We start from the raw sequence: 26,114 nt of genomic DNA, 5'->3' as shown, positions 1-26,114 counted from the left end.
GAATTATACGCTCGCTGCTGGCACAGGAATGGCGATGACTCGCCAGTCATCGCCAACCGCGCGAATTTCGGTGATTTTGAGTTCAGGCGCATCCTTCATTTGCGCGAGCGGCCAATCCAGCAACGGACGCGCAGACGAACCTAAAAACTTGCCCGCGATAAAAATCTGGAATTCGTCGACCAGCCCTTGCTGAGCGAAAGCCCCGGCCAGACGCGGTCCCGCTTCGACCAGCACTTCGTTGACCCCACGGGCGGCGAGTTCGACCAGCAGTTTGCGCAGGTCGACCAAGCCGTCCTCGCCCGCCACGATCAGGCATTCCGGACCGTTGGCGTATTGCTCTTCGATCGCCATGCACGTGGCGACCAGCGCCGGGCCAGCCTTGAAGAACGGTGCATCCAGCGGCACTCGCAGACGACCGTCGATCAACACACGCAGCGGCGGACGGCTCATGGCCAGGGCAGTTTGCTCAGGATCCAGGCCCAGCTCATCGGCACGCACGGTGAGACGGGCGTTGTCTGCCAGCACCGTGTCGGCGCCAGTCAGTACCACGCTGGCCTGGGCGCGCAGGCGTTGTACCGCCGAACGCGCCGCAGGACCGGTGATCCATTGGCTTTCACCGCTTTCCATCGCCGTACGGCCGTCGAGGCTCATGGCCAACTTGACCCGCACGAACGGCAAGCCGTGCTCCATGCGCTTGAGGAAACCTTCATTAAGCTTGCGCGCTTCGCCTTCCAGCACACCACTTTCGGTAGCGATGCCGGCCTGGGCCAGGCGCTGCATGCCACGACCGGCAACCGACGGATTCGGGTCTTGCATCGCCGCCACTACCCGAGCCACACCGGCATGTACCAGCGCATCGGCGCAGGGCGGCGTATGTCCGTGGTGACTACAAGGTTCGAGGGTCACGTAAGCGGTGGCGCCTCGAGCCTTATCGCCGGCGGCGCGCAGGGCGTGGACTTCGGCGTGGGGTTCGCCGGTGCGCACGTGCCAGCCTTCGCCGACAATTTGCCCGTCACGCACGATCACGCAGCCAACCCGAGGGTTGGGGTGTGTCGTGTAATGACCTTTGCGCGCCAGTTCCAGGGCACGGGCCATGTAATGGGCGTCGAAGATGGCTTGTTCTACAGAGGTGGTCATTCTTTCACCGGCTCACGGGCCAGGCGATCGATCTCTTCGCGGAACTCGTTGAGGTCCTGGAAGCGCCGATACACGGAGGCGAAACGAATGTAGGCGACTTCGTCGAGCTTTTGCAGCTCGGCCATCACCAGTTCACCGACGACAAGGGATTTAACCTCTCGCTCACCGGTGGCGCGCAGTTTATGTTTGATGTGCACCAACGACGATTCCAGGCGTTCGACACTCACCGGGCGCTTCTCGAGCGCACGCTGCATGCCGGCGCGGAGTTTTTCTTCGTCGAACGGCTGGCGGCTGCCGTCGGTTTTGATCAGGCGCGGCAACACCAGTTCGGCGGTCTCGAACGTCGTGAAACGCTCGCCGCAGGCCAGGCATTCACGCCGGCGGCGCACCTGTTCGCCCTCGGCGACCAGACGCGAGTCGATGACCTTGGTGTCGTTGGCACCGCAGAAGGGACAGTGCATGGTGGCAGGCAACAAAAAAAGGGAGGGCCATGGTAGCGCATCCCCGTGGCAAGACAAGCCATAGGGTTTGCGGTATACAGACGGGCTATAGAGCTAGATCCATGGATTTCACCTTGCTGGAGCCGAAAATGTCCCTAAGACCGCTCGTTTTGCTCAGTCTTTTCAGCCTGCTGGTGGCCTGCAGCAGCGATGCGCCCAAGCCCCAGCCGCCGACGCCAGGCCCCGCGCCGCAACAGGCACAGAAGAAAGCCAGGGAGTCAGCCAATCTTGGCCCGCTGCCCGCTTATCAGCGTGAATTGAGCGGCACCCTGCAAGGCGTGCCGGCCGGTGCCGAAGTCGAGCTGGCGCTGCTGGTGATCGACGACAAGGACCGTCCGCAACAATTGCTGGCCAGTTCCAGCCTGATTGGCACCAATCAGGTTCTGCCGTTTCACCTGCGTTTCAACCCGGAATCCTTCCCGGTCGGTGCCCGCGTTGAACTGCGCGGCCGCGCCAGCCAGTCCGGCCAGCTGATTTTGCATCTGCCATCGCAAGTCATCAGCCAGCCAACGACGCAAGTGTTGGGTCAGCTGCAATTCGTCAAAGCGCCATGATTGCACCGTTCGACCTGCAACAGGCGTTAGGCGAACTGCTCGGTGACGCACAGCTTGTTGCCTGTGAATTGCCGGACACCGACCTGAAGCTTTGGCTGATCGACGGCGACAACATGGACCGCGCGTTCAGCCCGGAAGAAACCCGGCGGATTCTGCATGAGCCGCCTTATTGGAGTTTCTGCTGGGCCAGCGGCCTGGCGGTCGCCCGTTATCTCGCCCAGAACCCGCACTGGGTCGAGGGCAAACGGGTGCTGGATTTCGGCGCCGGTTCCGGGGTGGCGGGGATCGCGGCAGTCAAGGCCGGAGCGCTCGAAGTGGTGGCCTGTGACCTCGACCCGCTGGCGATTGCTGCCTGTCGGGCGAATGCCGAACTCAATGACGTACACCTCAACTACTCAACGGACTTTTTCGCCGAGGCGGATCGCTTTGATCTGATTCTGGTGGCCGACGTGCTGTACGACCGGGCGAATCTGCCGTTGCTCGATGAATTCCTGAGTCGCGGCCAGCAAGCACTGGTGGCGGATTCACGTGTAAGGGATTTTCGCCACCCGTTGTATCAACGCATCGAGATGCTGGAAGCGATGACATTGCCGGATCTGGCCGAACCCGAAGAGTTTCGGCATGTGAGCCTCTACCACGCGCGGCGCGGCTAGCCTTATAGTTGCCCCATTCACGCTTTTACGAGATCCCCCATGAGTCAGGAAACGCCGTACATCTTCGACGCCACGACTGCCGATTTCGAGCAGTCGGTGATCGAAAACTCTTTCCACAAACCAGTGCTGGTGGATTTCTGGGCCGAATGGTGTGCGCCGTGCAAGGCCTTGATGCCGATGCTGCAAACCATCGCCGAGAGCTATCAGGGCGAGTTGCTGCTGGCCAAGGTCAACTGCGACGTCGAGCCGGACATCGTTTCGCGCTTCGGTATTCGCAGCCTGCCGACGGTGGTGCTGTTCAAGGACGGTCAGCCGGTGGATGGTTTCGCCGGAGCACAACCGGAATCTGCGGTGCGCGCGATGCTTGAGCCTCACGTGCAAATGCCGCCACCGGCTGCTGCCGATCCGTTCGAACAGGCTCAGGCGCTGTTTGATGACAACCGCTTTGCCGACGCCGAAGCCACACTGAAAGTGTTGCTGGGCGAAGACAACACCAATGCCAAGGCGCTGATTCTCTACGCTCGCTGCCTGACCGAACGTGGCGAGTTGGGCGAAGCGCAAATCGTGCTCGATGCGGTCACGAGCGATGAGCACAAGGCCGCCCTGGCCGGCGCCAAGGCGCAGATCCAGTTTCTCGGCCAGGCCAAGGATTTGCCGGATGCGGCAGACCTGAAAGCGCGCCTGGCGAAAAATCCGCAGGACGATGAAGCGGTTTATCAACTGGCGATCCAGCAACTGGCCCGCCAGCAGTACGACGCGGCGCTGGATGCGTTGCTCAAGCTGTTCGTACGCAATCGCAGTTACAGCGAAGGCTTGCCGCACAAGACCTTGCTGCAGGTGTTCGAACTGCTGGGCAACGATCACCCACTGGTGACCACGTACCGCCGCAAGTTGTTTGCTGCTCTTTATTGAAAGATCAAAAGATCGCAGCCTCGTTTCACTCGACAGCTCCTACATGGGATCTTGTTTCCCTGTAGGAGCTGTCGAGCGAAGCGAGGCTGCGATCTTTGCGATTTACTCGATCCAGCTGTAGAGCGGCGTATCCCCGCCGCTCGTCACCTGCACATCAGAGCAGTGACGCAAACGCACCAGCAAGCGTTTGCCCGATGCCGCACTGCCGGTCAGTCCTTCCAACTGATCCAGCAAATCCGGCCCGCTCAATTGCCCGGCCTTGCGCAGTAAGTCCTTGGCGATCTGCCACAGCGCATCATCCTGATTGATCGGTTTTGCCGGCGCTGTACTGGCCTCCGGTTTCATCACCTGCAACTGCGCACCGAGCCGTGCCCAGTCGCCGTCATCCATCTCCAGCGTCAAATCCACCGGCCAGTCGCCAATGCTTCCGCGTATACGCAACATAAGTCTGCCCCTGCACATTTCTGACTTGCATGCTCCCATGGGACTTGTGCAACGCCAAGCAGGCGGTCAAACTCTCGGCACTTACGTTATAAGATTACATAACAAACTCTTCATTTTACTTTTCGGAGACCCGCCATGCGCCGTCTGCTTCTCGCTCTGCCGTTTGCCCTGTTGCCGCTGGCCGTCGCCCACGCCGCTGATGAACATGATCATGAGCACGGCAGCCTCAGCGCCCACGAACATGGCGTCGGTCGCCTGAACGCAGCATTGGATGGTCAGACCCTGGAGCTGGAGCTGGAAAGCCCGGCGATGAACCTGGTGGGTTTCGAACACGCCGCCACCACCGACGCCGACAAAGCCAAAGTCGCCGCCGTTCGTGCGCAGCTAGAGAAACCGCTGGTGCTGTTCAACCTGCCGAAAGCCGCCGGTTGCGTGATTGCGACTCAGGAACTGGAAAGCCCGTTGTTCGGCGACAAGCCGGATGCCGATGATGATCACGACGAAGATGCCAAGGGCGAGCATCACCACGACCACAGCGAAATCCACGCGCATTATCAATTCAGCTGCTCGGCACCCGGCGCGCTGAAAAACCTGGACCTGGCAAACATCTTCAACACCTTCCCGGCGACCCAGAAGATTCAGGTACAACTGATCAGCCCGAGCGGGCAGCAAGGTGTAGAAGTGACGGCCAAGGCTGCCGCCCTGAAATTCTGACCCACCCCGATCCCCTGTAGGAGCTGTCGAGTGCAACGAGGCTGCGATCTTTTGACTTTAAAGATCAAGATCAAAAGATCGCAGCCTCGTTGCACTCGACAGCTCCTACAGGTCATCAACATTCATGAAACTGGTTAAATGACCCAAGCACTCATCGAACTGTCCGACCTGGGCTTCAGCTGGCCCGGTCATCCGCCGCTGCTGGATATCCCGGCGTTTCGCCTGGAACCCGGCGAAACCCTGTTCCTCAAAGGCCCCAGCGGCAGCGGCAAGACCACCCTGCTCGGCCTGCTCGGCGGTGTGCAGAAGCCCGATCGCGGCAGCATCCGATTGCTGGGCCAGGAACTGACCGACCTCGGTGCCGGCGCTCGCGACCGCTTCCGGGTCGATCACACCGGCTACATCTTCCAGCAGTTCAACTTGCTGCCGTTTCTCTCGGTGCGCGAGAACGTCGAGCTGCCCTGCCACTTCTCCAAGCTGCGCGCCGAACGAGCGAAACAGCGCCACGGCAGCGTCGATCAGGCGGCGGCCACCCTGCTCGCCCACTTGGGTCTGAAGGATGAAAGCATCCTAAGTCGCCGCGCCGATTCGCTGTCCATCGGCCAGCAGCAACGGGTTGCCGCTGCGCGCGCGTTGATCGGTCAGCCTGAATTGGTAATCGCCGACGAACCGACTTCGGCCCTGGATTACGACGCCCGCGAGAACTTCCTTCGCTTGCTGTTCGCCGAATGCCGCGAAGCCGGGTCGAGCCTGCTGTTTGTCAGTCATGACCAAAGCCTCGCACCGCTGTTCGATCGCCACTTGTCGCTGGCCGATCTCAATCGCGCCGCCACCCCGTCCGAGGTCTGAGATGTATTTGTTTCGTCTAGCCATGGCCAGCCTGGCTAACCGCCGCTTCACCGCGATCCTCACCGCGTTCGCCATTGCCCTGTCGGTCTGCCTGCTGTTGGCCGTGGAACGGGTGCGCACCGAAGCCAAGGCCAGTTTCGCCAGCACCATCAGCGGTACCGACCTGATCGTCGGCGCACGTTCCGGTTCGGTGAACCTGCTGCTGTATTCGGTGTTCCGCATCGGCAACGCCACCAACAACATCCGTTGGGACAGCTTCGAGCACTTCGCCAACAACCCGAAAGTGAAGTGGGCAATCCCGATGTCCCTCGGCGACTCCCATCGCGGTTATCGAGTGATGGGCACCACCGAGGCGTACTTCGAGCATTACCAGTACGGCCATCAACAACACCTGGAACTGGCCGACGGCCGCGCGTTCGCCACCGACCCTTTCGAAGTGGTACTCGGCGCCGAAGTGGCCGATGCGCTGCATTACAAACTCGGCGACAAACTGGTGCTGGCCCACGGCGTGGCAGTGATCAGCCTGGTCAAGCACGACGACAAACCGTTCACCGTGGTCGGCATTCTCAAACGCACCGGCACCCCGGTGGACCGCACGTTGCACATCAGCCTCGGCGGCATGGAAGCGATTCACATCGACTGGCATAACGGTGTGCCGGCGCGCGGCAACGGTCGGATCAGTGCCGATCAGGCGCGCAACATGGACCTCACGCCGCAAGCGATCACCGCGTTCATGCTCGGCCTCAACAGCAAGATTTCGACCTTCGCGCTACAGCGTGAGATCAATGAGTTTCGGGGTGAGCCGATGCTGGCGATCCTGCCGGGCGTGGCGCTGCAAGAGCTGTGGAGTTTGATGAGCACGGCGGAAAAAGCCTTGTTCGTGGTCTCGCTGTTCGTGGTGCTGACCGGGTTGATCGGCATGCTCACGGCGATCCTCACCAGTCTCAACGAGCGCCGTCGGGAGATGGCGATTCTGCGTTCGGTGGGTGCCCGCCCGTGGCACATCGCAACCTTGCTGGTGCTGGAGGCGTTTGCCTTGGCGCTGTCGGGGGTGATTGCCGGTGTGGCGCTGTTGTATGTGGGCATCGCCTTGGCCCAAGGTTATGTGCAAGCGAATTACGGCTTGTACCTGCCGCTGGCCTGGCCGAGCGAATATGAATGGACGCTGCTCGGTGGCATCCTGATCGCCGCGTTGCTGATGGGCAGTGTGCCGGCCTGGCGCGCGTATCGCCAATCTTTGGCCGATGGCCTGTCGATCCGTTTATGAGGACGTTGAACATGCCCCGCGCTGTGCTTGCGCTGTTGATGCTGGTCGCCTTGCCCCTGTGGGCGGCCGAGCCGAAAGACCTGACCTGGTCGGAAATGATCCCGCCGGACGCTGCACCGGAAGTGCCGAACATGACACCGCTGCACGACCTGTCGCAGATGGGCAACGCGTTGGCCGCCGAGTCGGCACCCGCGGCCAAGCAAGACATGCCCAATGCACCGGTGGTGAAAAGCCTCGACGGTCAGAACATTCGTTTACCGGGCTACATCGTGCCGCTGGAAGTGAGTGAAGAAGGTCGCACCACGGAGTTTCTGCTGGTGCCTTATTTCGGCGCCTGCATCCACGTGCCGCCACCGCCGTCGAACCAGATCGTGCATGTCAAAAGCGAGGTGGGTGTGAAGCTTGATGAGTTGTATCAGCCGTACTGGATCGAAGGGGCATTGCAGGTTAAAGCATCGACCAGCGAGTTGGCGGATGCCGGGTATCAGATGCAGGCGGACAAGATTTATGTGTATGAATTGCCGGAGTGAAACCGGTAGTTGTGGGTTGCTTGTTAGATAGCCATCGCGAGCAAGCTCGCTCCCACAGGGGAACGCATTCCAAATGTGGGAGCGAGCCTGCTCGCGATGGGGCCCTCAAAGGTTCCACAAAAAACAGGGCCATCACTGTTTCATTGAGCTGAGTCAAAAGACCGTATCAGACAGCTCCGTACCATTGGACATCAAAAATTTTTAACGTCCTTTGGAGCCCTCCATGCACAAGTCCTTGCTCAGCGCTTCGCTGTTTGCCCTCGCGCTCGCAGCACCGTTAGCCTACGCCCACGAAGCCGGCGATATCATCGTTCGTGCCGGTGCAATCACCGTCAACCCGAAAGCCGACAGCTCCAGCGTCAAGGTTGATCAAGGTCCGCTGAAGGGTGCCGATCTGGGTGGCAAGGCCACCATGAGCAGCGACACGCAACTGGGTCTGAACTTCGCTTACATGCTCAACAGCCACTGGGGGATCGAGTTGCTGGCGGCCTCGCCGTTCGAGCATGACGTGAAGATCAAAGGCACCGCCCTCGGCGCGGCCAATGGCAAACTCGGTACGCTGAAACACCTGCCACCGACGCTGAGCATTGTGTATTACCCACTGGACGGGAAGTCCGCGTTCCAGCCGTATGTCGGTGCCGGTATCAACTACACCTGGATCTACGACGAGCACGTTGGCAGCGAAGCCAGCGCCAACGGCTTCAGCAATTTCAAGGCGGATAACTCCTGGGGCATGGCGTTCCAGGTCGGCGCCGACTACATGCTGACCGACAGCATCATGATCAACGCCCAGGTGCGCTACATCGACATCGACACCACCGCGACCGTGCAAAATAACGCTGTGGCACAGGGCACTCGCGCCAAGGTCGATGTGGACGTAGACCCGTTCATCTACATGGTTGGTCTGGGTTACAAGTTCTAATATTGCCGCACAAAAAAAGGCGCCTCGAAAGGCGCCTTTTTCATGACTGCGTAAACCTCAGCGCCCCAACAACCGCGCCAGGCCGACACGCATCGGTGTCTGCTGCGGGTAGGTAAAGCGCTCCAGCAAACGCTGATTGTTCGCTCGCGAGTGGCGGATGTCACCGGAGCGCGCCGGGCCATAGCTCACCGGCGGCAATTGACCGACCACCGCTTCAAGGGCTTCAAGCATTTGCTTGAGGGTCGTGGCCTGGTTCCAGCCGACGTTGACCGCGCCGACTTCGACCTGCGGTTTCTCGATCGCTTGCACCAGCAAGTCGACCAGGTCTTCGACGTAGACGAAATCGCGAGTCTGCTCACCATCGCCGAACACAGTGATCGGCAGGCCCTTCTGCGCACGCTCGCTGAAAATGCTGATCACCCCGGAGTACGGCGAGGACGGATCCTGGCGCGGGCCGAAGATGTTGAAGAAGCGGAACACCACCGGCTCCAGACCATGCTGGCGACGGTAGAAATCAAAGTAGTGCTCGCTCGCCAACTTGTCTGAAGCGTAGGGCGTCAACGGTGCCTTGGGTGTGTCTTCGTCGATCGACTCGCCTTCGCCATTGTTGCCGTAGACCGCTGCGCTGGACGCGTACAGCACGCGTTTGACGCCAGTCTGGCGCATGGCTTCGCAGACATTCAGCGAGCCAATGAAGTTGCTCTGGTGAGTCTTCACCGGATCATCCACCGACGCCTGCACCGAGGCCACTGCGGCCAGGTGCGCCACAGCGCTGCAACCGAGCATCGCCTGCGCTACAAGCGCGGCATCGGCGACATCGCCCACGATCAGTTCGACGCCTGGATTGTCCAGCGGCAGGTTGCTGCGTTTGCCGGTGGAGAGGTCATCGAGAATGCGCACCGAATGGCCCTTGGCGAGTAAGGCATCGGTGAGGTGCGAGCCAATGAAGCCGGCGCCGCCGGTGATTAAAACAGGGCCGTCAACCATGGCGATAAAACCTATCCAGTAAGCCCGGGAGTGCCGCACGCCAGGCGCGGGGCTTGATCCCGAAAGTGTGCAGAATTTTCTTGCAGGCCAGCACCGCGTGTTGCGGCTCTTCGGCGGCGTCCGGTCGCGCGGCGTGAGCCTGGGCGGTCGGTGCTTCGATGGCCAGCGGATGCAGAGCACGTGCTTCGGTGAGGATCGCCTGCCCAAGCGCCAGCGGCGTGGTCGCCTCATGCCCGGCGTAATGGTAGGTGCCCCACAGCGGCGCCGAGCAATCGAGTTGCTTGAGGACCGAGATGATCACCCGGGCAGCGTCATCCACCGGCGTCGGATTGCCCCGACGGTCGTCGGCCATCAGCAATTCTTCAGGCAGTTCGGCGCGGCCGAGGAAACGCCCGAGGGTGCCGTCGGGGCTGTCATCCAGCAGCCAGCCGAATCGCAGCAACACGTGTTGCGGGCAGGTGGCGCGCACGCTTTGTTCGATCCGCCACAAGGCCTGACCGCGCAGGCCCAAGGGCACCGGTTCGTCTTTTTCGCTGTACGCCGTCGCCCGGGAGCCATCGAACACGCGATAGCTCGACGGTTGCAACAGCACGATGTTGTGATGCTGGCACAGTTCGGCCAGACGCTCGATCGCCCGCTCCTGCCCGGCCAGACGCTGTTCGCTGACTGTCTCCGCCTGAAACCAGTCGAAGTAATAGGCGAGATTGATCAACGCGTCTGGACGGGTGTCGTCGAGCAGTTGCGTCAGGGTTGCGGCGTCCCAGCCGTCTTGCGGTGGGCGGGGGGCGAGGAAGCCGATGTCTTCCTCCGCACCGAGGCGAATCAGCGCCTGCCCAAGGGCATTTCCGCCGCCCAGTAACATAAGGCGCATTCGCATAGAGTCAGCAGGCCCAGTCTGATTGAAACAATGGCTTTATCGACACCGCTCGCGGGCGATGCCGTCGATAGTTGCCGGAATCGTTGCATTTTGCGGGTTTAGTGCGCAACCGTCATCCGTAAAGTGTAGATACCTGAGAACGGCGGCGCCTGTTTCGGCCCTATCGCGAGCAAGCTCGCTCCCACACTGGTTTTGTGTACGCAGAAGATCCCTTGCTCGCGATAGGGCCCTCAGCAACGACGCAGATCCCGAGCGGTACTTGCAACTTCCCCGACTCGCCCGCATAAATCAGGACATGAATCTGCCAATCCCGACGGACAGCGCCCTGTCAGGCTTCCACCCCGCCGTCAGCGCCTGGTTCAGCAGCACCTTCCCGACGGTCACCGCCGCCCAGGCCCGGGCGTGGCCGTTGATCCGCCAGCACCGTTCGACACTGGTCGCCGCGCCCACGGGCTCTGGCAAGACCCTCACCGCGTTCCTCGCGGTCATCGATGACCTGGTCCACCGCGCAATGGCCAACGACGGCCATCTGCCGGATGAAACCCTGGTGGTCTACGTTTCGCCGCTAAAGGCCTTGTCCAACGACATCCAGATCAACCTGCAAGACCCGCTGGCCGGCATCACCGAGCAGTTACGCGCCATGGGCCTGCCGCAATTGCAGATCAACACCGCCGTACGCACCGGCGATACGCCGCAAAAAGACCGCTCGGCGATGCGCAAGACCGCGCCGCATATCCTGGTGACCACCCCGGAATCCCTTTACGTGCTGCTCGGTTCCGACTCCGGCCGACAAATGCTCAGTACCGCCCGCACGGTGATCGTCGACGAAATTCACGCGATCGCCGCCAGCAAGCGCGGCAGTCACCTGGCCCTGAGCCTCGAGCGACTGCAAGCGTTGTGCGCGCAACCGCTAATGCGGATTGGCCTGTCTGCAACGCAAAAACCCATTGAGGCCGTCTCGCAATTTCTGGTGGGCCGTGATCGCGAGTGCGAAATCATCGACATCGGCCACGCCCGCCCGCGGGATCTGGACATCGAAGTGCCGCCCGTGCCGTTGTCGGCGGTGATGGCCAACGACATCTGGGAATTGGTCTACGACCGCCTCGCCGCCCTCGCCCGCGAACACCGCACCACGCTGATTTTCGTCAACACCCGACGCCTCGCCGAACGCCTGAGCCGTCACTTGAGCGAACGTCTCGGCAAGGAGGCGGTGGCCGCCCACCACGGCAGTCTGGCCAAGGAGTTTCGTCTCGACGCCGAACAGCGGCTCAAGCGCGGCGAACTGCAAGTGCTGATTGCCACGGCGTCCCTGGAACTGGGGATCGATATCGGCGATGTAGACCTGGTCTGCCAGATTGCCTCGCCGCGTTCGATTGCCGGGTTTCTGCAACGGGTCGGCCGCTCCGGGCACCAGGTCGGCGGTACGCCCAAGGGCCGTTTGTTCGCCACCACCCGCGACGACCTGATCGAATGCGCCGCTCTGCTCGACTGCGTGCGGCGCGGCGAACTCGACACCTTGCTGATTCCCAAGGCACCGCTGGACGTGCTGGCCCAGCAGATCATCGCCGAGGTCAGTTGCCAGGAATGGCAAGAGCAGGCGCTGCTGGAGATGTTCCGCAACGCCTCGCCCTACCGCGAACTCGACGACAAACACTATCAAGCGTTGCTGCAGATGCTCGCCGAAGGCTACAACGGTCGCCTGGGCATCCGCAGCGCTTACCTGCACCGAGACGCCGTGACCCGCACCCTGCGCGGGCGCCGGGGCGCAAAACTGACGGCCGTGACCAGCGGCGGGACGATCCCGGACAACGCCGACTACAGCGTTTTACTCGAACCCCAAGGGCTGAACATCGGCAGCGTCAACGAAGACTTTGCGGTGGAAAGCATCGCCGGGGATGTCTTCCAGCTGGGCAACACCTCCTACCGAATCCTGCGGGTCGAAACTGGCAAGGTCCGGGTCGAAGACGCTCAGGGCCAACCGCCGACCATTCCATTCTGGCTCGGCGAGGCGCCGGGACGCAGCGCTGAACTGTCGTTCGCCGTGGCCCGCCTGCAAGCGCAACTCGATGAACTGCTCGGCGCCACACCCGGTCACTTGCAGCCCGCGACCGACTGGCTGACCGACACCCTCGGTCTGAACCTCGCCAGTGCCGAACAATTGGTCGATTACCTGGCCCGTGCGCGCCTGACGCTGGGAGCCCTGCCGTCACAAGACACGCTGCTGATGGAGCGGTTTTTCGACGAGTCCGGCGGCACGCAATTGATCATCCACACGCCTTTCGGTAGCCGCATCAACCGTGCCTGGGGCCTGGCCCTGCGCAAGCGTTTTTGCCGCACCTTCAACTTCGAATTGCAGGCCGCCGCCAGCGAAGACGCCATCGTCCTCTCGCTGTCCACCAGCCACAGTTTTGAACTCGATGACGTTTGGCGCTATTTGCATAGCAACAGCGCCGAGCACACCCTGGTTCAAGCCGTGCTCGACGCGCCGCTGTTCGGCGTGCGCTGGCGCTGGAATGCCGGGGTCGCTCTGGCGCTGCCGCGCTACAGTGGCGGCCGCAAAGTCCCGCCGCAGATCCAGCGGATGAAAAGCGAAGACCTGATCGCCAGCGTATTTCCCGATCAGATTGCCTGCGTGGAAAACCTCGCGGGCGAACGGGAAATTCCCGACCATCCACTGGTGGAACAAACCCTCGACGATTGCCTGCACGAGGCCATGGACAGCGAAGGCTGGCTGGCGTTATTGCGGCGCATGGAACGTGGCGACATCCGTTTGATCAGCCGCGACCTGCCGGCCCCCTCGCCGCTGGCAGCGGAAATTCTCAGCGCCCGGCCCTACACCTTTCTCGACGATGCGCCGCTGGAAGAGCGCCGCACTCAAGCGGTACTCAACCGCCGCTGGAGCGATCCGCAGTCCACCGACGACCTCGGTGCGCTGGACGCGGACGCGATTCAAGCCGTGCGCGAGGAAGCCTGGCCAACGCCCACCGGCATCGATGAAATGCATGAAGCGTTGATGAGCCTCGCGTGCATCACCGACGTCGAGGCCCAGGCCCATCCAGACTGGCTTGACTGGCTGAACACCCTGGCCGACAGCGGTCGCGCCAGCCGCTTGCCAGTCAATACCGGGCAAGCGCTGTGGTTGGCACTGGAGCGGCTGACCTGCCTGCAAGCGATTTATCCACAAGCGATTTTGCAGCCACCGTTGGAGGCGTTGTCCGGGTTCGATGAAGTCTGGGCGCCGGACGAAGCGGTGCTGGAAGTGATTCGTGCGCGGCTCGGCGCGTTCGGCCCGCTGCCGCTGGACGCGATTGCCGAACCGCTCGGTTTACCGGCGACTCAAGTCACCCAGGCGTTGGCGCAACTGGAACGCGAAGGCTATGTGCTGCGTGGCCAATTCACGCCAGGCACGACTGAAGAAGAATGGTGCGAGCGGCACCTGCTGGCGCGGATTCACCGCTACACCGTCAAGCGTCTGCGGCGGGAAATCGAGCCCGTGGCGTTGCAGGATTTCATGCGTTTCCTGTTCGACTGGCAGCACCTGTCCGCCGCGACACAGGGTCAGGGCAGCGCAGTATTGCCCGCGATAGTCGGTCAGTTCGAAGGCTACCCCGCCGCCGCTTCGGCCTGGGACAGCGATATTTTGCCGGCGCGGATCAAAGACTATTCAGCGAGTTGGCTGGATGACCTGTGCCGCAGCGGCAAACTGGTCTGGACTCGCCTGACGGCACGCAACAAGAGCGCCAGCACGGCGCTGCGCAGCACACCGATTCTGCTATTGCCGCGCAGTCAGGTCGGGTTGTGGAGCGGGTTGACCGAGCAGACGCCGGTCAGCGAACTGTCGCCCAAGACGCAAAAAGTCTACGAAGCCCTGAGCCAACACGGCGCGTTGTTTTTCGATGAGCTGATTCACGAAGCTCATCTGCTGCGCTCGGAACTGGAAATCGCCTTGCAGGAATTGGTCGGTGCCGGACTGGTGAACGCCGACAGCTTCGCTGGTCTGCGAGCGCTGATTACTCCCGCCAGCAAACGCCAGAATCGCAGCAGCCGACGCGGGCGCGGAGCGTTTGTCGGCGGGATGGACGATGCCGGGCGCTGGGCCTTGCTGCGACGCGGGGCGCAAGCTCCGGTTGTGGAGAACAAACGTCCGACACCGACCGACACCCTTGAACATATCGCCATGACTTTGCTCCGACGCTACGGCGTGGTGTTCTGGCGCTTGCTGGAACGTGAAGCGGATTGGCTGCCGAGCTGGCGAGAATTGCTGCGCACTTTCCATCGGCTGGAAGCTCGCGGCGAGATTCGCGGCGGGCGGTTTGTCAGTGGCTTGGCGGGTGAGCAGTTTGCGTTGCCTGAAGCCATTCCGTTACTGCGCGAGGTGCGGCGACGGCCGCATGACGGGAGTTTGATTGCCGTGTGCGGAGTTGATCCGTTTAACCTCGCCGGGACGCTTTTACCGGGTGCAAAAGTACCGGCATTGGCGAGTAATCGATTGGTGTATCGCGATGGATTGCCGGCGGCTGCCGAGATTGCCGGCAAGCAGATTTTCTGGCTTGAGCTGGATCAGCAATCAACTGCCGAGCTGCACAACAAACTGATCCGGCATTGATGTTGTCAGCACCGGCCTGCTCGCGATGAGGCCAGTAAGCGCACCAAAATTATTGAGTACGCGGCTGATCCGGCAGGAACACCGATGAATGCTCCGATGCAAGCCCATCGCTTTGCGGTGGCTCAACAGCCTGCCTGGGCATCAAGACCTGCTGTGGATAAGTCTGCGCGAAATGCACCCACGGACTGTTATCCACAAGCTTTTTCAAACGCTGATTGAACGCCCGACTCACCGCGTATTGCCCCCCCGACACGGTGCGGAACTGTGCCGTCAGCACCACGCCGTTAAGGTCCATCTTGTCGACCCCAAACACATCCAGCGGCCCTTGCAGGTTGTACTTGAGGAACGCGTCATCGCGAATGGAATCCCCGGCCTCGCGGATCAACTCGATAGCCTTGTCGACATCGGTGTCGTAGGTGAATTGCACCGAGAAAAATGCATAGGCGAATTGCCGCGATTGATTGGTCACGGCCTTGATCTGACCGAACGGCACCGAGTGCACAAACCCCTTGCCGTCACGCAGGCGCAAGGTGCGGATGGTCAGGCCCTCAACGGTGCCGGCGTGGCCAGAGTCGAGCACGACCCAATCGCCAATCGACAACGTGTCTTCGATGATGATGAACAACCCGGTGATCACGTCCTGCACCAGCTGCTGGGAACCGAAACCGATCGCCAGCCCCACAACACCGGCACCGGCCAGGAAGGGTGCAACGTTGATCCCCAGGTTAGCCATGGTGGTGATCGCGCAGATCACCACCAGAATGATTTTGATCGCATTGCGCAGCAGCGGCAGGATGGTTTTGATCCGGGTGCTGGGCTGGCGCGTCGAACGTTTGCTGACAGGTGGTTTCAGGGCTTCCTGAATCGCCGTGTCCAACACCACCCAGACCATCCAGGTCACCAGGAAAATCAAACCGATACGGCTCAGGGAATCACTGATCGCCCGGCCAACCGAATTGCTTACCGCAAACTCGAACAGCGACACGCCCCAGATGCGCCCCAGGACATCGATAAACACAATCGCCAGGGCGATGCGCAGCAAAGCGTGCGAAAGGCTGAGAAAGCGCTCTTTGTAGGCACTGCTGCGACGCACGGCCAACTCACTGCGCGACTTGAACAGGTGATGAAGCGACGTGCTGAGAAACACCGTCGCAATCAGCAACACCGTGGTAAACAGCGCACAGCGCAGTACTTTCTGGTTGTCATCGCCAATGCCGATCAGGTTGATCACCGACACCAGCACCATCAACAGAATCGGCCAGTACCAGAGCCCGGAAAAGATCCGCAGCATTTCACGCAAGGCCGGCTGACTGAGGCGCTGGGGCAACGGCAAAATGCGGATCAGATGGGCGACCGGACGGCGCATCTTGATCACCAAAATGCCAAAGGTGACCGAGGCCGCCACCCCGGTGAACACCGCGACGCTGCTGGTGAGATTGCCGCCGAGCAGACGGGCGATCTGCGGACTGGTCAAGCCATCGCTCAGGGCCACGAGGAAGCCCATCAAAAAGAGCGGTCGCGGGCTGTACTGACGAATAATCTGCACCGCTCGGCGCTTGTGGCCGGCGTTGAACAGCACCACCAGCGACAACAGCAACGACGCGGCGAAAATGCCGCTGCTGGTGGCATAGGCGAAACACAATGCCAGCGCCCGGCCGGCGGACACTTGCAGAAAATGGCTGACATACAACGTCAGCGGCAGGCTGATCAGCGCCGGAACCGTGTAGGGCAACACATAACCCAGCAAGGCCTGACCGCGCTCGCGAGTGAGCAGCAAGCGGTTCTGGCACAGACGTTTGGTGAGCAGCCCTCCCAGCAGCCAGAGCAGCGCAAAGACGCCCATCCACACACCGGACAACAGCAGGAAATCCCCCGCCACGCTCCAGCTCGAACGGGACGATGGATGATTGACCAGTTGATCCACCTCAACCGCCGCCCGGTCTGCACGCAGACGCCAGGCGTCCAGCAGGTCCTCGTTGAGATCGAGTTTTCCCTGGACTTGATCAATGCTCGAACTGATGGCACCCAGCAAACCACCCTGTACCAGCGGTTCGGGGTGTGCCAATGGTGTCGCGGCGGCGGCCGGCACACCCGGTATTGCGGCAGCCTCCAGCTCGTTGCTGCCCAGAATCAGCAATGCCCCCAGTAGTATCGCGGTCTTGAACTTGAACAAACGCGGCGCTCCTGCAAAAGGGTCTGTAAGGAACTGATCGGGAAAGTGTAGGCAAGTTCGGTTATTGGGTGAAATCAAGGGCCACCCCTCACCCCAGCCCTCTCCCCAGAGGGGAGAGGGGGAAAGGGAGCCGATCTCCATGGCTTTCCGAACCTGAGTTCGACTCCGAATATTCAGGTCGCAGTATTTCTAAAGACACTTCGGTCAGTCCCCTCGCCCCTTGGGGAGAGGGTTAGGGTGAGGGGGCGCTTTTGATCTTTGCGCACAAAGCAAATATCAAATGCCCATCCCTGTATTTTTCCACACACCCCAAACCCCGACACTGCGCTCCATCAATCAATCCACCGGAGTTGCAGCCATGCCCATTGCCTTGCTCGCGCTGACCCTCAGCGCCTTCGCCATCGGGACGACCGAGTTCGTCATCGTTGGCCTGTTACCCACCATCGGTGCCGACCTCGGCGTCAGCCTGCCGTCCGCCGGCCTGTTGGTCAGCCTCTACGCATTGGGCGTTGCCATTGGCGCCCCGGTGCTGACCGCCCTCACCGGCAAAGTCCCGCGCAAAATGCTGCTGTTGTCGCTGATGGTGCTGTTCACCCTCGGCAATCTTCTGGCCTGGAAAGCGCCAAGCTACGAATCGCTGATCATCGCGCGGATCGTCACCGGCCTGGCCCACGGGGTGTTTTTCTCGATTGGCTCGACCATCGCCACCAGCCTCGTGCCGAAAGAGAAAGCCGCCAGCGCGATCGCCATCATGTTCACCGGCCTGACCGTCGCGCTAGTCACCGGCGTGCCACTGGGGACGTTCATTGGCCAGCATTTCGGCTGGCGTGAAACCTTCCTCGCGGTGTCTGCCCTAGGCGTGATCGCGTTTATCGGCAGCCTGCTTTACGTGCCGAAAAATATTGCCCACAGCAAACCGGCTTCACTGTTGCAGCAATTGCAGGTGCTCAAGCAGCCGCGTTTGTTGCTGGTGTATGCCATGACCGCAGTCGGTTACGGCGGCTCGTTCATTGCGTTCACCTTCCTGGCACCGATTCTTCAGGACATTTCCGGCTTCAGCGCCAGCACCGTCAGCCTGGTGCTGCTGGTCTACGGCATCTCGGTGGCCGTCGGTAACATCTGGGGCGGCAAACTGGCGGACAAACGCGGCCCGATCAGCGCCCTGAAAATAATCTTCGCCCTGCTCGCGGCGGTGTTGTTCGTACTGACGTTCACCGCTGGCAATCCATGGCTGGCCCTGGCCACCGTACTGGTCTGGGGCGCCGTTGCGTTCGGCAACGTGCCGGGGCTGCAGGTTTATGTAGTGCGTCAGGCCGAACATCACACGCCGCATGCGGTGGACGTGGCATCGGGCCTGAACATCGCCGCGTTCAACCTCGGCATCGCCGGTGGCGCGTGGGGTGGCGGCTTGATCGTTGCTCACATGGGCCTGATCCACACCGCGTGGATTGGTGGTCTGGTGGTGTTGGTCGCGTTGGCGCTGACCCTGTGGAGCGGTCGTCTTGATCGGTTGGGCCCGGTGTATGCCGAACCGGTTGAAGGCTCGACCCGAGTGGTCGCCGGACACTAAACCCTGTGGGAGCGAGCTTGCTCGCGATGACGGAGTGTCAGTCAACCTCTCCATCGACTGATAGTCCGCTATCGCGAGCAGGCTCACTCCCACATTTGATTTGTGTGGGTCTGTTAAGCATTAACCGTCCGTAGTCCCGTCGAAACTTTCTCGCCCGCCCCGCAGTCATCAAAAGACAGGGGCAGTCCGAAGACCATTAGACGGGAGGCGACATGGCGGCGATCCACATCGGTATTTCAGGCTGGCGCTACACGCCCTGGCGGGGGGATTTCTACCCGAAGGGGCTGACCCACAAGCGCGAATTGCAATTCGCCTCACGGGCGGTCAACAGCATCGAAATCAATGGATCGTTTTACGCCCTGCAACGGCCCGAACGTTATGCCCAGTGGTACGCCGAAACCCCGAGGGGCTTCGTTTTCAGCATCAAGGCCCCCCGTTTCATCACCCACATCAGGCGACTGCGGGACGTCCATAAACCCCTGGCGAATTTCTTTGCGTCCGGGGTGCTGGAACTGAAAGAAAAACTCGGCCCGATCCTCTGGCAATTCCCGCCCAATTTCAAATTCGATGCCGAGCTGTTCGAGAGCTTTCTGGAGCAGTTGCCGCACAACACCGAAGAGGCCGCCGCCCTCGCCCGCCAGCATGATTCGCACGTGAACGATCACGCCAGCCTGAAGGCCTACGGGAAAAAGCCTTTGCGCCATGCCGTAGAAATCAGAAACGAGAGCTTCGTCGACCCCGCCTTCATCCGCCTGCTCAAGCGCCACAATGCTGCGCTGGTTATCGCCGACACCGCCGGTAAATGGCCGTACCGCGAAGACCTCACCAGTGACTTCGTTTACCTGCGACTGCACGGTGCCGAAGAACTCTACGCCAGCGGTTACACCCCCGAAGCACTGAAACGCTGGGGTGACCGGATCGAGGCCTGGTACCACGGCCAGCAACCGCCCGACCCGCAGCTGATCGCGCCCCGGCAAAAGCCCAAGGCGCGCAAGTCCCGTGAGGTGTTTTGCTACTTCGACAACGACATCAAAGTCCGCGCGCCCTTCGATGCCCGCCGCTTGCTGGAGCGCTTTCATCTGGATAAAGACCTCGCCACCCGTCCCGGTGAACTGGCCGCCGAAGGAGTGCTGTCATGAGCATTTCCGAACCGGTCGGCACCACCGACGAACAGCAACCCATCATCACCTCCGTGCGCCGCTTTACCGTGCTGACGGTCAACACGCACAAGGGGTTCACCGCGCTCAACCGGCGTTTCATCCTGCCGGAGTTGCGCGAAGCGGTGCGCAGCGTGTCCGCCGACGTGGTGTTTTTGCAGGAGGTCCACGGCACCCACGAGCATCACCCCCAGCGCTACAGCAATTGGCCGGCGATGCCGCAGTACGAATTCCTCGCCGACACCCTGTGGCCGCAGTTCGCCTATGGACGCAACGCGGTCTATCCGGCGGGCGATCACGGCAATGCGCTGCTGTCGAAATTCCAGATCATTCGCCACGACAACCTCGACGTTTCCATCAGCGGTCACGAGAACCGCGGCATCCTGCATTGCGTGCTGCGCCTGCCCGGTGACGGCCAGGAAGTGCATGCCATCTGTGTGCATCTGGGCCTTCGTGAAACCCACCGGACCGAACAACTCAAGTTGCTGGCCCAGCGTCTCGACGAACTGCCCAGCGATGCCCCGGTGATCGTTGCCGGTGACTTCAACGACTGGCGCCAGCGCGCCGACGCACTGCTCAAACCCAGTGGTTTACGAGAGGTTTTCGCCGAACTCCACGGCAAACCGGCGCGCAGTTTTCCAGCGCGATTGCCAGCGCTGCGCCTTGACCGCATCTACGTGCGCAACCTCAAGGCCAGCCAGCCGCAAGTGCTGGCCGCGCGGCCCTGGTCACACCTTTCCGACCATGCACCGCTATCGGTGGAGATCGAGCTATGAGCAGCCCATCGATGGATAAAACCAACGTGGAGCACTTATCCACAACCCCGCCGATCCGTGAGCCGGGCGTGGTCGACGTCGAATATGGCTGGCAAGGCAATAACCGCGTAGAGCTGCTGGAAAACGGCGAAGCGTATTTCCCTCGGGTGTTCGAGGCCATGCGTCAGGCCAAGACTGAAATCCTGCTGGAAACCTTCATTGTGTTTGAGGACAAGGTCGGTGATGAGCTGCAGGAAGTACTGATCGCCGCGGCTCAACGCGGCGTGCGAATCACCGCCAGTCTCGATGGCTTTGGCTGCGGTGAACTGAGCACGGGATACCTCACCGCACTGAGCGAGGCCGGCGTGCGTATCCAGATTTTCGACCCGGCGCCCAAACGTCTGGGCATCCGCACCAACTGGTTCCGCCGCCTGCACCGCAAGATCGTGGTGGTCGACGGCACAATTGCGTTCATCGGTGGCATCAACTTTTCGGCCGACCATCTGGCTGACTTCGGACCTGAGGCCAAGCAGGATTATTCCGTTGAAGTGCAAGGCCCGGCGGTGGCCGACATTCATCATTTCGCCCTGCTGCAATGCGGTCGCCCGGCTCGCGCCAAATACTGGTGGCAACGCCGCAGGCAACGGCGCTCGGAGCTGGCGTTCACCGGTCATGACGGCCAGGTTCGCCTGGTGTACCGCGACAACGGCGAACATCCGACCGACATCGAAGAGGTTTACCGACAGGTGCTGCGCAGTGCCCAGCGCCGGGTGGTGATCGCTAACGCCTACTTCTTTCCGGGCTATCGCTTGCTGCGCGAGATCCGCAACGCGGCGCGCCGTGGCGTCGATGTGCGACTGATCCTGCAAGGTCAGCCCGATATGCTGGCGGCCAAACTCGCCGCGCGCATGACCTATGACTACCTGCTCAAATCCGGCGTGCAGATTTACGAATATTGCGACCGTCCGCTGCACGGCAAAGTCGCGCTGGTGGATGAAGATTGGAGCACGGTCGGTTCGAGCAACCTCGATCCGTTGAGCCTGTCCTTGAACCTGGAAGCCAATGTGTTGATCCGCGATCGCGCCTTCAACCGCGACCTGTTCGAGCGCCTCGAAGACCTGAGTAACAACCATTGCAAGGTCATGTCCGCAGACAAGTCCCCGCGCGGGCGGGTCTGGCACATGACCGTCGGTTTCCTGGTGTTTCACTTTCTGCGGCACTTCCCGGCCTGGGCCGGTTGGCTGCCGGCGCATAAACCGCGCCTGAAACCTTTTTCCCATTCCGCCGGGAGTGACACCAGATGAGCCACTCTGATACACAATCGGCGGCCCACGCCGACACCCCGCCCAAATCCCGCTGGAGCCGCTGGAAACGGCCGCTGACCATGCTGTTTTTCCTGGCGCTGATCGTGCTGTTCACGATGCTTGCCCAGCGCATCGAATGGGATGAAGTGTTCGACAACCTCGCAGATTTCAAGGTGCGCACACTGATCATCGCGTCCGGTCTGACCTTGGTGAGTTTTCTGGTCTACGCCTGCTTCGACCTGATCGGCCGTACCTACATTCGCCAGGACCTGACGTGGAAGCAGATCCTGCCGGTGGGAATTATCAGCTATGCCTTCAACCTCAACCTGAGTGCCTGGGTCGGTGGCATTGCCATGCGTTATCGGCTGTATTCGCGGCTCGGGGTGAGCAAGGGCAACATCGCGAAAATTCTCGGGTTGAGCCTGGCGACCAACTGGTTCGGTTACATGGTGATTGCCGGCGCGGTGTTCAGCAGCGGACTGGTGCGAATGCCGCCAGGCTGGAAGCTGAGCACTGATGCGTTGCAAGGTGTGGGCGTGTTGTTGCTGCTGGTGAGCGCCGGGTATCTGGCAGCGTGCCAATTTTCCAAGCGTCGGGAATGGGCAATACGCGGGGTGGAAATCAACCTGCCGTCCCTGCGCATGGCCGTGCTGCAACTGGCCCTCGGAGCGCTGAACTGGTCGCTGATGGCGGCAGTGATTTTCACCTTGCTGCCGAGCAAGCTGGATTATCCGCTGGTGCTTGGGGTGTTGTTGATCAGCGCGATTGCCGGGGTCATCACGCACATTCCCGCCGGGCTTGGCGTGCTGGAAGCGGTGTTCGTGGCGCTGCTGCAACATGAAGTGTCCCGAGGCAGCCTGGTGGCCGGATTGCTGGCCTATCGGGCGATCTATTTCATCTTGCCGCTACTGATTACCCTGGTGATGTACCTGATCGTGGAAGCCAAGGCCAAGTCGTTGCGGATCGCGAAAAAGCCCCGGGATTAGAAGCAAGATCAAAAGATCGCAGCCTCGTTTCACTCAACAGCTCCTACAGGTCTACGCGATCCCCTGTAGGAGCTGTCGAGTGAAACGAGGCTGCGATCTTTTTACGATGACTGGATAATACTCAACCGCTCGCCCACCACCATTTCGGTGATCCAGTCCACCAGAATCGAGGTGTACGCCTGTTGCGAAACAGGCTCGCTCAAGGCGTGATCGGCGCCGTCGATAATCCGGTGGGTCAGCGAGTGAGTCTGCTGACAGGCCGCGCGGTAACTCATGATGGTTGCGTGGGGCACATAGTCGTCAGTTTCTGATTCGACCAGCAGCACATCCCCGGTGAATTGCGAACAGGCATGCAGCGCACGATTGCTGTCGGCGCGCACTAGCGTGCGGCGGTAATCACGTAAATCGAGCTTGTCCAGATCACGTTTGGGCGTGTGCCATTGATCATCGCGATACAGCGCCGGCACCCGTAGCGCCAGCCAGCGCACCGGACGCAATGACGTCAGGATCGAGGCCAGATAGCCGCCATAACTGGTGCCGACCACGGCAATCGCCGATGTATCGAGCGCCGGGTGCGCGAGCAAGCGATCGTACGCTGCCAGCAAGTCGCGCAGGTTGTCTTCGCGCGTGACTCGACTCAGCGCAATTCCGGTCCCACCGGTATGCCCACGCAAGTCGAACGTCAGGCACACGCAACCCAAACCGGCGATGCCTTTTGCCCGTTCCAGGTCCCGCTCCTGACTGCCGCCCCAACCGTGTACAAAGAGCACGCCGGGGACTTTCGATTTTGGACTGAGAAAGGTCCCAATCATCTGTTCATCGTCGATGTCGATTTGAATGGTTTCGCTTCTAGCCGTCATAGGATTTAACCGTTACGTACTTGAGAAGAAAGTCACTGTTTTGCGCCGGCCCGCGATACACCTCGATGGCGTCCACCGGCAGCGGCTGGTCGATGTAAGTCTCGACCGACGACACGCAAATGGCGCGCATCCCGGGGTCGTTGACGAAGCTCTGCAAGGCGGCGACTTCGGCGCTGCTGGCACCGCCCATCCGCCAGGACTGCTCGAGTACACCGCTGCGCTGCTTGCCGTTGCTGTCCACGCCTTGGGCGATGTCGTAGTTGCGCCGCGAGGCGTAGAAACCGGGATAAGCCTCATCCGCGGCACGGTCGAACACTTGCGCCTGCCGGATCGCCAGCTGCACATCGTCCGGCAGTTCCAGTTCGAGCAGATCGTCGTAGTCACCCCGCACCACCAGCAGGTTGGAGCCTCCATAAACCTGCTCGCCCTGACCGTCTTTGGTCAAGTATTGATCACCGCAATAACTCAGTACCTTGTCGCCGATAAAGCTCTGCCCGACGCTGTGGGTGATCACTTTGTCCAGGTCCTGCTCCAGCACCACGCCTTCGGTGAACAGCGCTTTGGCCTCGGGTCTGGTGAGGATGGCATCGAACTGGTCGAGGCTTTTGATCACTTCCTGACCGCGTCCGGCGCAGGCGTGAATAGGCTTGATGCGGATCGGGCCGCTGTAGAGCAGATGCTCCGCCGCAGGACGCGCATCGTCCATGGAAAAAACACTGAGGCCGTCGAGCACCACGCTGCGCACACGTTCGGAAAACAACGGTGACCAGCCTTCCGGAGCGTGAGCATTTTTGTTGCGCAACCCGTGACTGATGGCTTTGGTGCAGATGAAATCATGGTCGACGTAACCGCCCCACAAATCCTCCGGCCCCTTGACGCCCAATTGCCGGGCGGCAGCGGCGCCAACAAGCGTCTGGGTCGGCAACAGATACAGGTCTCGACCGTTGTGCAGTTCGGGGTCGTAACTGCCTCCGTATTTCAGCCCCAGGATCTGCGCCAGCCAACGGGCCAGCGCACGATTGGTTTCCACTTCGTGCAACGGCGCCTCGGGGCGCACGGAATGGGCGACCACCAGTTTCTTGCGATTTGTTGGGGTCATGCGTCCCCCTTCAACTGCGCTTGATGAATGTAGTTGAAAGGGTGCAGAGATCAGGCCAAGGGGGGCCGAAGACAAACGTTTTTCAAATCAGCCAGTTACAAAAAAAATGATGGCACCGTGCCTGTTTGATTCTGCACGACAGCCTTCAAGATTCCTGCATTTTGCACGACCGGAAGGCTTACACAGATCTGGCTACCGAGTCACAGCTGAGGGTGTCACCCCAAACCGTGCCCGGTAATCACTTGGCGCCAACCCGGTAATCTTCTTGAACGTCGCCCGAAAGGCACTCGGATCCTGATAACCCACGGTCCAGGCAATATGATCGATGGTGCCGTTGGTGAACTCGAGCATTTCCCGGGCCTTGCCGACCCGCAGATGCTGGCAGTACTCGGTGGGTTTAAGCCCGGTTGCGGCGCGAAATCGACGCAGGAACGTGCGCTCTTCCAGCCCTGCCCGCTCGGCCATCGTCGCCAGCGACACATCGGTCGCTCCGGTGCTCTGCAGCCAATGCTGGACCTTGAGAATCGAGGCGTCGCCATGGCTGAGAATGGGTGAAAAGTTGCTTCCACATTCACTCGCGCTGTCGCTGTGTTCCACCACCAAAAACCGCGCGGTGCTGGTGGCGATGCTTGGCCCCAGCAGACGGTTGACCAGGCGCAAGCCCAGTTCGGACCAGGCCATCAGCCCGGCGGTGGTGATCAGGTCGCCGTCGTCAACAATGGGTGTGTCGGCCTTGAGCTTGATCGCCGGATAACGCTCGGCGAAGGCTTTGGCCGAGGTCCAGTGGGTGGTGGCGCTGCGACCGTCGAGCAGGCCGCTCTCGGCCAACAGAATCGACCCCACACAAACCCCGCCGAGTGTCGCGCCATTGGCGTGTTGCTGTCGCAGCCAGCGAATCAGCCCCTGCGGTGCCTGGCCTTCGGAGAAACCGGCAATCGACGGCGGGATCAACACCGCCACCAACGCACCGTCCGCAGCGGGATGACTGTCGTAGACCCGCTCGGGCGCCTGATCGCCATCAACCTGCCAATGGCTGACCCGCAACAACGGTAACTGCGCCGCCTGATGCTCGGCGGCAATCCGGTTCGCCACCCCGAACAGGTCCGTCAATCCATGCACCGCCGCCATCTGCGCACCGGAATAAATCAGCACGCCCAACTCGGCGATTGGCCTTTCTGCGTCCATTGTCAGTTTTCCCCCTTCTATTGTCGGTGTGGCCAATCCTCGGACGGCCTGCCAGACCCAATACTTCATTCCA

23 protein-coding genes are annotated in these 26,114 nt (G+C 61.1%); 14 read left to right on the top strand and 9 right to left on the bottom strand.

What is annotated here, in order from left to right; genetic code table 11:
• Positions 1–3: 3 nt before the first annotated feature.
• Together ribD and nrdR are read right to left on the bottom strand one after the other, a co-directional pair.
• Positions 4–1,137, bottom strand: a complete 1,134-nt coding sequence (gene ribD, locus ACMXYJ_RS04955) for a bifunctional diaminohydroxyphosphoribosylaminopyrimidine deaminase/5-amino-6-(5-phosphoribosylamino)uracil reductase RibD (RefSeq protein ID WP_415758972.1) — start codon at positions 1,135–1,137, stop codon at positions 4–6.
• Entirely contained in the window at positions 1,134–1,598 is a 465-nt protein-coding gene (gene nrdR / locus ACMXYJ_RS04950) for a transcriptional regulator NrdR (RefSeq protein WP_003228656.1), read from the bottom strand. The genes ribD and nrdR overlap by 4 nt, the downstream gene beginning before the upstream one ends.
• A 128-nt stretch (positions 1,599–1,726) precedes the next feature.
• Here nrdR and ACMXYJ_RS04945 point away from each other — a divergent pair, with 128 nt between their 5' ends.
• Genes ACMXYJ_RS04945 through trxA form a run of 3 tightly spaced genes read left to right on the top strand, consistent with a single transcriptional unit; the run spans position 1,727 to position 3,756 of the window.
• Positions 1,727–2,191, top strand: a complete 465-nt coding sequence (locus ACMXYJ_RS04945; RefSeq protein ID WP_415758971.1) for a YbaY family lipoprotein — start codon at positions 1,727–1,729, stop codon at positions 2,189–2,191.
• Entirely contained in the window at positions 2,188–2,844 is a 657-nt protein-coding gene (locus ACMXYJ_RS04940; RefSeq protein WP_415758970.1) for a class I SAM-dependent methyltransferase, read from the top strand. The genes ACMXYJ_RS04945 and ACMXYJ_RS04940 overlap by 4 nt, the downstream gene beginning before the upstream one ends.
• 39 nt (positions 2,845–2,883) lie before the next feature.
• The gene (gene trxA / locus ACMXYJ_RS04935) at positions 2,884–3,756 is read left to right on the top strand and encodes a thioredoxin (protein ID WP_056743673.1); all 873 of its coding nucleotides are present in this window, start codon (positions 2,884–2,886) and stop codon (positions 3,754–3,756) included.
• Positions 3,757–3,858: 102 nt separating this feature from the next.
• Here trxA and ACMXYJ_RS04930 read toward each other — a convergent pair whose 3' ends face one another.
• Complete coding sequence (locus tag ACMXYJ_RS04930) at positions 3,859–4,200, bottom strand: hypothetical protein (protein WP_415758969.1); 342 nt, start codon at positions 4,198–4,200, stop codon at positions 3,859–3,861.
• A gap of 135 nt (positions 4,201–4,335) precedes the next feature.
• On the opposite strand from ACMXYJ_RS04930, the gene ACMXYJ_RS04925 reads away from it, so the two are divergent.
• From ACMXYJ_RS04925 to ACMXYJ_RS04905, 5 genes are all read left to right on the top strand, one after another.
• Entirely contained in the window at positions 4,336–4,914 is a 579-nt protein-coding gene (locus ACMXYJ_RS04925) for a DUF2796 domain-containing protein (protein WP_415758968.1), read from the top strand.
• A gap of 138 nt (positions 4,915–5,052) precedes the next feature.
• Positions 5,053–5,763, top strand: a complete 711-nt coding sequence (locus ACMXYJ_RS04920; RefSeq protein ID WP_415758967.1) for an ABC transporter ATP-binding protein — start codon at positions 5,053–5,055, stop codon at positions 5,761–5,763.
• Position 5,764: 1 nt separating this feature from the next.
• On the top strand, positions 5,765–7,030 hold the full coding sequence (locus tag ACMXYJ_RS04915; RefSeq protein ID WP_024164579.1) for an ABC transporter permease: 1,266 nt from the start codon (positions 5,765–5,767) through the stop codon (positions 7,028–7,030).
• An 11-nt stretch (positions 7,031–7,041) separates the two neighbouring features.
• Entirely contained in the window at positions 7,042–7,560 is a 519-nt protein-coding gene (locus ACMXYJ_RS04910) for a DUF3299 domain-containing protein (protein ID WP_150658314.1), read from the top strand.
• A 223-nt stretch (positions 7,561–7,783) separates the two neighbouring features.
• A complete protein-coding gene (locus ACMXYJ_RS04905) occupies positions 7,784–8,482 on the top strand; it encodes an OmpW/AlkL family protein (RefSeq protein ID WP_415758966.1) in 699 nt (232 codons plus the stop codon).
• A gap of 57 nt (positions 8,483–8,539) precedes the next feature.
• Here the strand turns inward: ACMXYJ_RS04905 and ACMXYJ_RS04900 are convergent, their stop codons facing one another.
• Positions 8,540–9,469, bottom strand: a complete 930-nt coding sequence (locus ACMXYJ_RS04900; RefSeq protein WP_415758965.1) for an NAD-dependent epimerase/dehydratase family protein — start codon at positions 9,467–9,469, stop codon at positions 8,540–8,542.
• The gene (locus ACMXYJ_RS04895) at positions 9,462–10,346 is read right to left on the bottom strand and encodes a sugar nucleotide-binding protein (RefSeq protein WP_046053235.1); all 885 of its coding nucleotides are present in this window, start codon (positions 10,344–10,346) and stop codon (positions 9,462–9,464) included. The genes ACMXYJ_RS04900 and ACMXYJ_RS04895 overlap by 8 nt, the downstream gene beginning before the upstream one ends.
• A 295-nt stretch (positions 10,347–10,641) precedes the next feature.
• Between ACMXYJ_RS04895 and ACMXYJ_RS04890 the strand changes: the two genes are divergently transcribed.
• Positions 10,642–14,952, top strand: coding sequence for a DEAD/DEAH box helicase (locus ACMXYJ_RS04890; RefSeq protein ID WP_415758964.1), 4,311 nt, complete (start codon positions 10,642–10,644; stop codon positions 14,950–14,952).
• Between the two features lie 49 nt (positions 14,953–15,001).
• Here the strand turns inward: ACMXYJ_RS04890 and ACMXYJ_RS04885 are convergent, their stop codons facing one another.
• Positions 15,002–17,125: a mechanosensitive ion channel family protein gene (locus tag ACMXYJ_RS04885; RefSeq protein ID WP_415758963.1), complete on the bottom strand. Its 2,124-nt coding sequence runs from the start codon at positions 17,123–17,125 to the stop codon at positions 15,002–15,004.
• Between the two features lie 358 nt (positions 17,126–17,483).
• Between ACMXYJ_RS04885 and ACMXYJ_RS04880 the strand changes: the two genes are divergently transcribed.
• From ACMXYJ_RS04880 to ACMXYJ_RS04860, 5 genes are all read left to right on the top strand, one after another.
• Positions 17,484–18,695 (top strand): MFS transporter, encoded by a 1,212-nt coding sequence (locus ACMXYJ_RS04880; RefSeq protein WP_415758962.1) that lies wholly within the window; start codon positions 17,484–17,486, stop codon positions 18,693–18,695.
• 212 nt (positions 18,696–18,907) lie between these two features.
• The gene (locus tag ACMXYJ_RS04875) at positions 18,908–19,834 is read left to right on the top strand and encodes a DUF72 domain-containing protein (RefSeq protein WP_415758961.1); all 927 of its coding nucleotides are present in this window, start codon (positions 18,908–18,910) and stop codon (positions 19,832–19,834) included.
• Positions 19,831–20,628 carry an endonuclease/exonuclease/phosphatase family protein gene (locus ACMXYJ_RS04870; protein WP_415758960.1) on the top strand — a complete coding sequence of 266 codons (798 nt, stop codon included), beginning with the start codon at positions 19,831–19,833 and terminating at the stop codon, positions 20,626–20,628. Before ACMXYJ_RS04875 ends, ACMXYJ_RS04870 begins: the two co-directional genes overlap by 4 nt.
• Positions 20,625–21,911, top strand: a complete 1,287-nt coding sequence (clsB, locus tag ACMXYJ_RS04865; protein ID WP_415758959.1) for a cardiolipin synthase ClsB — start codon at positions 20,625–20,627, stop codon at positions 21,909–21,911. Before ACMXYJ_RS04870 ends, clsB begins: the two co-directional genes overlap by 4 nt.
• Positions 21,908–22,897 carry a lysylphosphatidylglycerol synthase domain-containing protein gene (locus ACMXYJ_RS04860; RefSeq protein WP_415758958.1) on the top strand — a complete coding sequence of 330 codons (990 nt, stop codon included), beginning with the start codon at positions 21,908–21,910 and terminating at the stop codon, positions 22,895–22,897. Before clsB ends, ACMXYJ_RS04860 begins: the two co-directional genes overlap by 4 nt.
• Before the next feature lie 101 nt (positions 22,898–22,998).
• On the opposite strand, the gene ACMXYJ_RS04855 is transcribed toward ACMXYJ_RS04860, so the two are convergent.
• The 3 genes from ACMXYJ_RS04855 to ACMXYJ_RS04845 form a co-directional block, all read right to left on the bottom strand.
• Positions 22,999–23,757 carry an alpha/beta hydrolase family protein gene (locus ACMXYJ_RS04855; protein ID WP_415758957.1) on the bottom strand — a complete coding sequence of 253 codons (759 nt, stop codon included), beginning with the start codon at positions 23,755–23,757 and terminating at the stop codon, positions 22,999–23,001.
• Complete coding sequence (locus ACMXYJ_RS04850; RefSeq protein ID WP_415758956.1) at positions 23,747–24,856, bottom strand: DUF3182 family protein; 1,110 nt, start codon at positions 24,854–24,856, stop codon at positions 23,747–23,749. The genes ACMXYJ_RS04855 and ACMXYJ_RS04850 overlap by 11 nt, the downstream gene beginning before the upstream one ends.
• A gap of 192 nt (positions 24,857–25,048) precedes the next feature.
• Positions 25,049–26,041 carry a GlxA family transcriptional regulator gene (locus ACMXYJ_RS04845; RefSeq protein WP_415758955.1) on the bottom strand — a complete coding sequence of 331 codons (993 nt, stop codon included), beginning with the start codon at positions 26,039–26,041 and terminating at the stop codon, positions 25,049–25,051.
• Positions 26,042–26,114 lie beyond the last annotated feature (73 nt).

The organism is Pseudomonas arabinosi (assembly GCF_047758675.1).
Lineage (GTDB): Bacteria > Pseudomonadota > Gammaproteobacteria > Pseudomonadales > Pseudomonadaceae > Aquipseudomonas > Aquipseudomonas arabinosi.
This window is presented reverse-complemented; position numbering and strand designations above follow the sequence as displayed.

What these genes read in the sequence shown, in the direction of transcription:
- ribD (WP_415758972.1), bottom strand. Translation starts at nt 1,137, where the DNA reads ATGACCACCTCTGTAGAACAAGCCATCTTCGACGCCCATTACATGGCC.
- nrdR (WP_003228656.1), bottom strand. Translation starts at nt 1,598, where the DNA reads ATGCACTGTCCCTTCTGCGGTGCCAACGACACCAAGGTCATCGACTCG.
- ACMXYJ_RS04945 (WP_415758971.1), top strand. Translation starts at nt 1,727, where the DNA reads ATGTCCCTAAGACCGCTCGTTTTGCTCAGTCTTTTCAGCCTGCTGGTG.
- ACMXYJ_RS04940 (WP_415758970.1), top strand. Translation starts at nt 2,188, where the DNA reads ATGATTGCACCGTTCGACCTGCAACAGGCGTTAGGCGAACTGCTCGGT.
- trxA (WP_056743673.1), top strand. Translation starts at nt 2,884, where the DNA reads ATGAGTCAGGAAACGCCGTACATCTTCGACGCCACGACTGCCGATTTC.
- ACMXYJ_RS04930 (WP_415758969.1), bottom strand. Translation starts at nt 4,200, where the DNA reads ATGTTGCGTATACGCGGAAGCATTGGCGACTGGCCGGTGGATTTGACG.
- ACMXYJ_RS04925 (WP_415758968.1), top strand. Translation starts at nt 4,336, where the DNA reads ATGCGCCGTCTGCTTCTCGCTCTGCCGTTTGCCCTGTTGCCGCTGGCC.
- ACMXYJ_RS04920 (WP_415758967.1), top strand. Translation starts at nt 5,053, where the DNA reads ATGACCCAAGCACTCATCGAACTGTCCGACCTGGGCTTCAGCTGGCCC.
- ACMXYJ_RS04915 (WP_024164579.1), top strand. Translation starts at nt 5,765, where the DNA reads ATGTATTTGTTTCGTCTAGCCATGGCCAGCCTGGCTAACCGCCGCTTC.
- ACMXYJ_RS04910 (WP_150658314.1), top strand. Translation starts at nt 7,042, where the DNA reads ATGCCCCGCGCTGTGCTTGCGCTGTTGATGCTGGTCGCCTTGCCCCTG.
- ACMXYJ_RS04905 (WP_415758966.1), top strand. Translation starts at nt 7,784, where the DNA reads ATGCACAAGTCCTTGCTCAGCGCTTCGCTGTTTGCCCTCGCGCTCGCA.
- ACMXYJ_RS04900 (WP_415758965.1), bottom strand. Translation starts at nt 9,469, where the DNA reads ATGGTTGACGGCCCTGTTTTAATCACCGGCGGCGCCGGCTTCATTGGC.
- ACMXYJ_RS04895 (WP_046053235.1), bottom strand. Translation starts at nt 10,346, where the DNA reads ATGCGAATGCGCCTTATGTTACTGGGCGGCGGAAATGCCCTTGGGCAG.
- ACMXYJ_RS04890 (WP_415758964.1), top strand. Translation starts at nt 10,642, where the DNA reads ATGAATCTGCCAATCCCGACGGACAGCGCCCTGTCAGGCTTCCACCCC.
- ACMXYJ_RS04880 (WP_415758962.1), top strand. Translation starts at nt 17,484, where the DNA reads ATGCCCATTGCCTTGCTCGCGCTGACCCTCAGCGCCTTCGCCATCGGG.
- ACMXYJ_RS04875 (WP_415758961.1), top strand. Translation starts at nt 18,908, where the DNA reads ATGGCGGCGATCCACATCGGTATTTCAGGCTGGCGCTACACGCCCTGG.
- ACMXYJ_RS04870 (WP_415758960.1), top strand. Translation starts at nt 19,831, where the DNA reads ATGAGCATTTCCGAACCGGTCGGCACCACCGACGAACAGCAACCCATC.
- clsB (WP_415758959.1), top strand. Translation starts at nt 20,625, where the DNA reads ATGAGCAGCCCATCGATGGATAAAACCAACGTGGAGCACTTATCCACA.
- ACMXYJ_RS04860 (WP_415758958.1), top strand. Translation starts at nt 21,908, where the DNA reads ATGAGCCACTCTGATACACAATCGGCGGCCCACGCCGACACCCCGCCC.
- ACMXYJ_RS04855 (WP_415758957.1), bottom strand. Translation starts at nt 23,757, where the DNA reads ATGACGGCTAGAAGCGAAACCATTCAAATCGACATCGACGATGAACAG.
- ACMXYJ_RS04850 (WP_415758956.1), bottom strand. Translation starts at nt 24,856, where the DNA reads ATGACCCCAACAAATCGCAAGAAACTGGTGGTCGCCCATTCCGTGCGC.
- ACMXYJ_RS04845 (WP_415758955.1), bottom strand. Translation starts at nt 26,041, where the DNA reads ATGGACGCAGAAAGGCCAATCGCCGAGTTGGGCGTGCTGATTTATTCC.